Here is an 8,119-nt window from a genome sequence, read left to right as displayed (position 1 = left end):
AACGGACGCTTCCTTTGTACTCACCCTCGCGGGCTTTCCTCCGGGCTTTCGTTCTGTGTTCTTGCGTTTCCGACTCTATCAGACTCTTTCGGGCCTGACTCCCAGTCAGCGGGGTTTGTCTTCCGGGCTGTTGGGCCCTTCCGACTCCCGAACTCTAGCTGATTTCCCCGGCAACCGATAATCGGGCCTTCGGAAATGAATTCGGACATGCCGAATTCGTTCCCAGTGGGAGTTCGTGCTGAGTTGGGTGCCGCAACGAGGCGGCGGGATTCGTTGACGCCAAAACCTCTCGGCTCTGGGACAACTCGAAGAACCTTACGGACCCGCGGGGTCGGTGTCAACCCGGGAGGTCAGCCCCTCGACTGGAGGTCTTCCACACGGTCCAACAGCCGGGTGAGCATGTCGCCCAGGACTCCGCGTTCGGCCGTGGAGAGGTCCTGGAGGAGGTCCTCCTCGAAGACGGTCGCCGCGCGCATCGCGTCGAGCCACTTGCTGCGGCCCTCGTCCGTCAGCTCCACGATCACGCGGACCCGGTTGGACTCGTCGCGCTCACGGGTCACCAGGCCCTCCGCCGTCATGCGGTCGATCCGGTGGGTCATCGCCGCCGGCGTGAGGCCCAGCTGCTTCGCGAGCTCGCTCGGGCCCATCCGGTAAGGGGCTCCGGAGATGACGAGGGCCTTGAGGACCTCCCACTCCGCGTTGCTGATGCCGAGGGCCGCGGTCTGGCGCCCGTACGCGACGTTCATGCGGCGGTTCAGGCGGCTCAGCGCCGACACCACCTTCTCGACCTGGGGGTCGAGGTCCTGGAACTCGCGCTGGTAGACGGCGATCTGCTCATCGAGGCTCGGCTCGTGGACGGGCGTAGTGCCGTCGGGGGTGTCACCCATGCGTCGAAGTATGGCACGAACCCATTGGCGTCTAACTCCTTCGATGTGTAGAGTTAAGCATCTAAGTTTAGGGATGAAGTCTTCAGGCTTCAGCAATCAAGGTGGTGAAAGTGACCAAGGTGATGGGCGCTGCGATGCGGCGGATCCAGGCCGGGAACGCGCTGACCGCGTTCGGCATCGGCTTCACGGTTCCGTTCCTCTACATCTACGTGGCGCAGGTGCGAGATCTGGGCTCCATGGCCGCCACGAGCGCGTTCGTGGCGTTCGCGCTGGGCGCCCTCGTCGCGCTGCCCTTCACCGGTCGGGTCATCGACCGGCGGGGGCCCGTCCCCGTGGTCATGGGTGCGGCCGTCGCCGCGTCGGCGGGCGCGCTCGCGCTCGGGCTGTCGACGGGGATCGTGCCGATCCTGCTGTCCGCACTGGCGCTGGGTGCGGGGCAGGCCGTCATGCAGCCGGCGCTCGCCACGATGATCGTGTGGTGCTCGACCCCGTCGACCCGTACGCGTGCCTTCGCCCTGCAGTTCTTCATGCAGAACCTGGGGCTCGGCATCGGCGGGCTCGTCGGCGGTCAGATCGTCGACGAGAGCCGGCCCGGCAGCTTCACCCTGCTGTTCGGCATCGAGGCCGTGATGTTCCTGGTCCTGGCGGCGGTCATCGCCACCGTGCGGATGCCGCAGGTGGCGGGCCTCAAGGAGGCCATGCCGCAGAAGGACGCCGCCCAGGCGGGCGGCAGCGGCTGGAAGCGGCTGCTCCGCCACAAGGCGATGGTGCAGCTGTGCGTGCTGGGCTTCGTGCTCTTCTTCGCTTGTTACGGACAGTTCGAGTCGGGTCTGGCCGCCTTCGGTACCGAGGCCGCCGGGATCTCCCCCTCCACCCTCGGGTTCGCGCTGGCCGCCAACACGGGTGCGATCGTCGTCGCCCAGTTCGTGGTGCTGCGGCTCGTGGAGAAGCGTCGCCGGTCGCGGGTCATCGCGCTGGTCGGGCTGATCTGGACGGTGGCGTGGGTGATCGCCGGGTTCTCGGGGCTGGGGCACGGCAGCGCGACGATGGCGGCCGCCGCGTTCGTCACGACGTACGCGCTGTTCGGCATCGGTGAGGCCATGCTGTCTCCGACGCTGGCGCCGCTGGTGGCGGATCTGGCCCCGGAGGGTTCGGTCGGGCAGTACAACTCGGCGTTCGCCCTGGTGAAGCAGATGGCGCTGGCGCTCGGGCCGCTCGGCGTGCCGCTGGGTGCGGGGATCCCGATGCTCTACATCGGGCTGTTCGCGGTGGTTTCGCTGGGGATCGCCGGGCTGGCGCTGCGGCTCGGCAGGCAGCTGAGCCCGGTGCAGGACAACCCGTCGCTGAGCAGGGTCGTGGCGCAGGGCGGGCCGGCCGTCGGCGCCGCGAAGGCCGTCGCTCCGGAGCCCGCGCACGTGTAGGCGTACGGATGTGGATGTGAGAAGGGGAAGGCCCCGGTCCTGTGGACCGGGGCCTTCCCCGTGTGCGGCTACTTGTCCGGGAGGGCGAACTCGCACCAGACGGCCTTGCCGCCGCCCGGGGTACGGCGGGAGCCCCAGGACGAGGCGATGGTGGCGACGATGGAGATGCCGCGGCCGGTCTCGTCGGCGGGTTCGGCGCGGCGGCGGCGCGGGAGGTGGTCGTCCCCGTCGGTGACTTCGACGATCAGGCGGCGGTCGGTGCGGCGCAGCCGCAGCCGCATGGGCGGGGTGCCGTGCTGGAGGGAGTTCGCGACGAGTTCGCTGGCCGCGAGGACGCCGAGGTCGCACAGCTCGACCGGGAACCGCCAAGAGGCGAGGACCCCCTGGGCGAAGGCGCGGGCGCGCGGGGCTGCCTCGATGCCGCCGAGGAGTTCCAGGGCGGCGTTGTGGAAGAGCTCGGCGTCGGCGCCGGTGCGGGCGGGCTGCTGGAGGACCATCACGGCGACGTCGTCGTCGTGGTCGGCGTCCACGCCGAGGGCGCGCATCAGGCGGTCGCAGACGACGGCGGGGGTGCCCTGGGCGCCGGAGAGGGCGCGTTCGAGGGTGGCCACGCCTTCGTCGATGTCCTCGCCCCGGCGCTCGACCAGGCCGTCGGTGTAGAGGACGGCGGTGGAGCCGGGGCCGAGGGCGATGGTGCCCGAGGTGTGCAGCCAGCCGCCGGTGCCGAGCGGCGGGCCGGTGGGGTCGGCGGCGCGGCGTACGGTGCCGTCCTCGTCGCGGACCAGGATCGGGAGGTGGCCTGCGGAGGCGTACGCGAGGAGGCCCTCGTTGGGGTCGTGGACGGCGTACACGCAGGTGGCGATCTGGCTGGCGTCGATCTCGGCGGCGAGGCCGTCGAGGAGCTGGAGGACCTCGTGCGGGGGCAGGTCGAGGCGGGCGTACGCGCGGACGGCGGTGCGGAGTTGGCCCATGACGGCTGCGGCGCGGACGCCGCGGCCCATGACGTCGCCGATGACGAGGGCGGTGCGGCCGGCGCCGAGGGTGATGACGTCGTACCAGTCGCCGCCGACGGCGGCTTCGGTGCCGCCGGGCTGGTAGGTGGCGGCGATGCGGAGGTCGTCGGGCTGTTCGAGCTCCTGGGGGAGGAGGGAGCGCTGGAGGGTGACGGCGGCCTCGCGCTGGCGGCGTTCGCTGGCGCGCAGCCGGTCGACGGCTTCGGCGTGGTCGGTGACGTCCGCGAGGTGGACGAGGATCCCGGTGTGGTGGGGCTCCGTCGCGCCGTCGGCGGCGGTCTTGGGGAAGTCGACCGGGGTGCAGGTCACGGTGTAGGAGCTGCCGCCGCCGGGTGCGGTGCGGTTCTTGGCCGTACGGGGCTTGCCGCTGCGCTGGACCTGGTCGAGGAGTTCGAGGAGGCCGAGCTCGCCGAGTTCGGGGAGGGCCTCGTGGGCGGGGGCGCCGGTGGAGCGGGGGCCGAAGCCGGAGGTGTAGGCGTCGTTGACGTAGGCGACGCGGTGTTCGGGGCCGTGGACGAGCGCGACGAGGGCCGGGAGCAGGCCGAGGACCTCGCGTGCGGAGAGCTCGTCGAGGGCGGGGGTGGCGGCGAGCGGTGCCGTTCCGGTGCCGGAGACGGTGGCGTCGGCCGGGGCGTCCTCCGGTGGGAGCGTGGGGTGGGCGGCGGCGCCGCGGGCTGCCGGGACGGAGCCTTCGCCCCTCTTGGCCTGGGCGGCGGCGTGTTCGTTCCGGGCGGCGGCGCGGCGCTGCGTTCCGGGAAACCGGGCGCTCCAGCGCGTGAAGTTCACTGCGTTCAGGCCTCGTGGTGTCGCAAGTGGTCGCTGTGTCGCTCGTGGTCGGTCTCTGGACGGTGTCACCCGGCGCAAGGTCACTCTGTGCAGGTGTGAGTGCACCTATGGTCACACGTCCAGTGTGGCGGACCGCACTGACAACGTCAGCCCTGGCTGTCCTGCGGGGGGTCGGGGGCGGGGCGGGGCTTGGGGTGTGCCGGGCCTCCGCCTGCGGCGAGTTCGAATTCTGCCCTGGGGTGTTCGAGTGAGCCTAGGGAGACGATCTCCCGCTTGAACAGACCTGAGAGGGTCCATTCCGCAAGGACGCGCATTTTGCGGTTGAAGGTGGGGACGCGGCTGAGGTGGTAGGCGCGGTGCATGAACCAGGCGGGGTAGCCCTTGATCTTGCGGCCGTAGATGTGGGCGACGCCCTTGTGGAGGCCGAGGGAGGCGACGGAGCCGGCGTACTTGTGGGCGTACTCGGTGAGGACCTCGTCGCGCAGGGCGGCCACGAGGTTGTCGGCGAGGCGCTTGGCCTGGCGGACGGCGTGCTGGGCGTTGGGGGCGCATTCGCGGCCCGGTTCGGGGGCGGTGATGTCGGGGACGGCGGCGGCGTCGCCGGCGGCCCAGGCGTGTTCGACGCCTTTGACGGTGAGGAAGGAGGTGCAGGCGAGGCGGCCGCGTTCGTTCTTGGGGAGGTCGCAGGCGGCGAGGACGGGGTGAGGTTTGACGCCGGCGGTCCAGACGATGGTGCGGGTCGGGAACCGGGAGCCGTCGCTGAGGACGGCGACGCGGTTCTCGCAGGATTCGAGGCGGGTCTCCATCCGTACGTCGATGTTGCGGCGGCGCAGTTCGCGGACGGTGTAGGTGCCCATTTCCGGGCCCACCTCGGGGAGGATCCGGTCGCTGGCCTCGACCAGCACCCACTTCATGTCCTCGGCCTTGACGTTGTGGTAGTACCGGGCGGCGTAGCGGGCCATGTCCTCGAGTTCGCCGAGGGCCTCGACGCCCGCGTATCCGCCGCCGACGAAGACGAAGGTCAAGGCGGCGTCGCGGATCGCCGGATCGCGGGTGGAGGAGGCGATGTCCATCTGCTCGATGACGTGGTTGCGCAGGCCGATGGCCTCTTCGACGGTCTTGAACCCGATGGCGTAGTCGGCGAGGCCGGGGATGGGGAGGGTGCGGGAGACGGATCCGGGTGCGAGGACGATCTCGTCGTATTCGATCTCGATGTCGCCGGTGCCCTCCTCGGCGGTGGCGAGGGTGGTGACGGTCGCGGTGCGCTTGGCGTGGTCGATGCGCCGGGCCTCGCCGATGACGATGCGGCAGCGGTCGAGGACGCGGCGGAGCGGTACGACGACGTGGCGGGGGGAGATCGAGCCGGCGGCGGCCTCCGGGAGGAAGGGCTGGTAGGTCATGTACGGCTCGGGGGTGACCACCGTGACCTCGGCCTCGCCGGATCTCAGCTTCCGCTGGAGGCCCAGGGCCGTGTACATGCCGACGTATCCACCGCCGACGACGAGGATGCGCGTGCGGGGCGGGGTACCGGGTGCGTCGCCCCGGGAGTTAGCAGCCTTCACCACCCCATGACGCAACGTGGCTGGGAGTTTGTCCACAGGCCCGTCAAATTGTGTGACCGGTGGGGGTGCCGTGACGGGTCTGCCGACGGGTTGGGCTCGGGGTGCAGGTCCGCAGGTCAGGGGGTGCGGAGGGGATGATTCCGGAGGCTTCCGGGGAAAATGTGGGGGTGAATGCTCCGATCGGGCGGCGCTCGGTCCGGGGCTGCCTCTTCTGAATTGACTCTGGCTCAACTATGTTCGTATCTCGTCGAGGAGTAGGACCGGGGCCCTCGTGACCGTGGCCCCCCTCGACACGAAGGCGGGGAGTGTCTCCGGGGGGAGACAAATGATTACCGGGGGATACACATGCACATTTCCGATTTCCATGGTTCTGCCACCGCTCTGTCTGCCGAGAGCGGCGGCCGCGTGATGGCAGGCACGACGACCCACGGGGTGGGCCGTTCGACGCCGCTGCGCGTCGACGCCCAGCGCAACCTCGAACACGTCCTGCGCGCGGCCCGCGAGGTATTCGGCGAGCTGGGCTACGGGGCTCCGATGGAGGACGTGGCGCGCCGCGCGCGCGTCGGCGTCGGCACCGTCTACCGGCGGTTCCCGAGCAAGGACGTCCTGGTCCGCCGCATAGCCGAGGAGGAGACCGCCCGGCTGACCGAGCAGGCCAAGTCCGCACTGGGCCAGGAGGAGGAGCCGTGGCAGGCGCTGTCGCGCTTCCTGCGCACCTCCGTGGCCTCCGGGGCGGGCCGGCTGCTGCCGCCGCAGGTCCTGCGGGTCAACGCGGAGGGTGAGGACGCGGCCGAGGAGGCGGCGGCCCGAGTGCCGCACCAGCGCCAGGCCGTCGTGGGCGGGGCGCCCGACCTGCGGGTCGTGGGTGCGCGGAGCTCCGTCGAGGACGAGATCGCGGACGACTCCGGCGCGGGTGCGCTGCTGGAGGTCGTCGGACGTCTGGTGGACCGCGCCCGGGAGGCCGGCGAGCTGCGTGCCGATGTCACGGTGGCCGATGTGCTGCTGGTCATCGCGACCGCGGCGCCCGCGCTGCCGGACCCGGCCCAGCAGGCCGCGGCTTCGGCCCGGCTGCTCGACATCCTGCTCGAGGGGCTGCGCTCCCGGACGGCGTGAGCCGGTTCGGGGAGTAGCCCTTCGGGGTCCTGTACCCGGGACGTCGTCGGGCCGGGGCCGGCCTTCGGGCGCGGTGCCGGTTCGGCGGCGGCCGGGGGTGTGGGTCCGCCGAGGTGGGCGGGAGGTGCCGTCCGTCAAGGGGGTTCCTCGAACAGGAGGTCGCTCGAACGGGTGAGGATCTGGACGGCGATTCGCCGAGCCTTGCCCGGATGAGTGGATGGTGCGCGGAGCGGACCGGGGTGCCTTCGCCGTGTGACACGCTGGATCGGTGTACCGGTTGAGTGTGGCGTGCGGAGGCTTCCGCGATGAACGTTGACGGGCGGGACGAGTCTCGCGGTGGTGCCGGTGGCGAGGTCGAGTCGGGCAGCCTGCCCGCCCGCCAGGTCCCGGCCCAGCGCGAACCACGCGGCCGGCATGCCGCCCCGGTGGCGGGGGGTGCCGATCTGCCCCCGTCCGATGCGGACTTGGTCGTCCGGATGCGCGGCGGTGACGACGGCGCCTACGAGGAACTGTTCCGCCGGCACGCCGATGCCGTACGGCGCTACGCCCGCACCTGCTGCCGCGACGGTCACACCGCCGACGACCTGACCGCCGAGGTGTTCGCCCGGACGCTCCAGGCGGTGCGCGGCGGGGCCGGGCCGGACCAGTCCGTACGCGCCTATCTGCTCACCACCGTGCGGCGGGTCGCCGCGGCATGGGCGAAGACCGCCAAGCGGGAGCACCTGGTCGAGGACTTCGCGCTGTTCGCGGAGCAGGCGGCCACCGGTGCCGAGAGCGCTGCCGGGCTGGGCGGGACCGACACGCTCGAACTGGGCGCCGACGTACGGGCGATGCACGAGGCCGAGCAGTCGTTGGCCATGCAGGCCTTCCGGAGCCTGCCCGAGCGGTGGCAGGCCGTGCTGTGGCACACCACCGTCGAGGAGGCCTCGCCGAGCGCGATCGCCCCGTTGTTCGGGCTCAGCGCCAATGCGACGGCGGTGCTGGCCAGCCGGGCCCGGGAGGGCCTCAAGCAGGCCTACCTCCAGGCGCACGTGAGTTCCGCGCTGAGTGAGGGCGGGGACTGCGCGCGGTACGCGGACCGGCTGGGCGCCTATGCCCGGGGCGGGCTGCGGGTGCGGGCCGAGCGGGGGCTGCGCAAGCACCTGGAGGAGTGCGCCAAGTGCCGTCTCGCCGCCGGGGAGCTCAAGGACGTCAACGCGGGCATTCCCGCGCTGCTGCCGGTCGCGGTCATCGGGTGGTTCGCCGCCGGGTACGCGGCGAAGGCGGCCGGGGTGGTGGCCGGTGGGGCCGTGGCCGCGAGCGGGGCCGGCGCGGCCGCCGCCGCGGCGGGCGGTTCC

General features: G+C 71.6%; 6 protein-coding genes. 3 read left to right on the top strand and 3 right to left on the bottom strand.

Annotated features, from left to right (window positions below):
• Positions 1 to 350: 350 nt before the first annotated feature.
• Positions 351 to 887, bottom strand: a complete 537-nt coding sequence (locus tag ABZZ17_RS39625) for a MarR family transcriptional regulator (protein WP_214942474.1) — start codon at positions 885 to 887, stop codon at positions 351 to 353.
• A gap of 122 nt (positions 888 to 1,009) precedes the next feature.
• On the opposite strand from ABZZ17_RS39625, the gene ABZZ17_RS39620 reads away from it, so the two are divergent.
• Complete coding sequence (locus tag ABZZ17_RS39620; RefSeq protein WP_356884179.1) at positions 1,010 to 2,308, top strand: MFS transporter; 1,299 nt, start codon at positions 1,010 to 1,012, stop codon at positions 2,306 to 2,308.
• Between the two features lie 68 nt (positions 2,309 to 2,376).
• Here the strand turns inward: ABZZ17_RS39620 and ABZZ17_RS39615 are convergent, their stop codons facing one another.
• Complete coding sequence (locus tag ABZZ17_RS39615; RefSeq protein ID WP_356884177.1) at positions 2,377 to 4,107, bottom strand: ATP-binding SpoIIE family protein phosphatase; 1,731 nt, start codon at positions 4,105 to 4,107, stop codon at positions 2,377 to 2,379.
• 146 nt (positions 4,108 to 4,253) lie between these two features.
• Complete coding sequence (locus ABZZ17_RS39610) at positions 4,254 to 5,672, bottom strand: NAD(P)/FAD-dependent oxidoreductase (protein ID WP_356884175.1); 1,419 nt, start codon at positions 5,670 to 5,672, stop codon at positions 4,254 to 4,256.
• Positions 5,673 to 6,014: 342 nt separating this feature from the next.
• Between ABZZ17_RS39610 and ABZZ17_RS39605 the strand changes: the two genes are divergently transcribed.
• A complete protein-coding gene (locus ABZZ17_RS39605) occupies positions 6,015 to 6,782 on the top strand; it encodes a helix-turn-helix domain-containing protein (RefSeq protein ID WP_356884173.1) in 768 nt (255 codons plus the stop codon).
• 305 nt (positions 6,783 to 7,087) lie between these two features.
• A partial coding sequence (locus ABZZ17_RS39600; RefSeq protein ID WP_356884171.1) for a sigma-70 family RNA polymerase sigma factor occupies positions 7,088 to 8,119 on the top strand: 1,032 nt, incomplete at its 3' end.

It is taken from the genome of Streptomyces sp. NPDC006512 (genome assembly GCF_040611935.1).
GTDB lineage: Bacteria > Actinomycetota > Actinomycetes > Streptomycetales > Streptomycetaceae > Streptomyces.
This window is presented reverse-complemented; position numbering and strand designations above follow the sequence as displayed.

Excerpts from the sequence above, each read along its gene's own strand:
- ABZZ17_RS39625 (WP_214942474.1), bottom strand. The coding sequence starts at position 887 with ATGGGTGACACCCCCGACGGCACTACGCCCGTCCACGAGCCGAGCCTC.
- ABZZ17_RS39620 (WP_356884179.1), top strand. The coding sequence starts at position 1,010 with ATGGGCGCTGCGATGCGGCGGATCCAGGCCGGGAACGCGCTGACCGCG.
- ABZZ17_RS39605 (WP_356884173.1), top strand. The coding sequence starts at position 6,015 with ATGCACATTTCCGATTTCCATGGTTCTGCCACCGCTCTGTCTGCCGAG.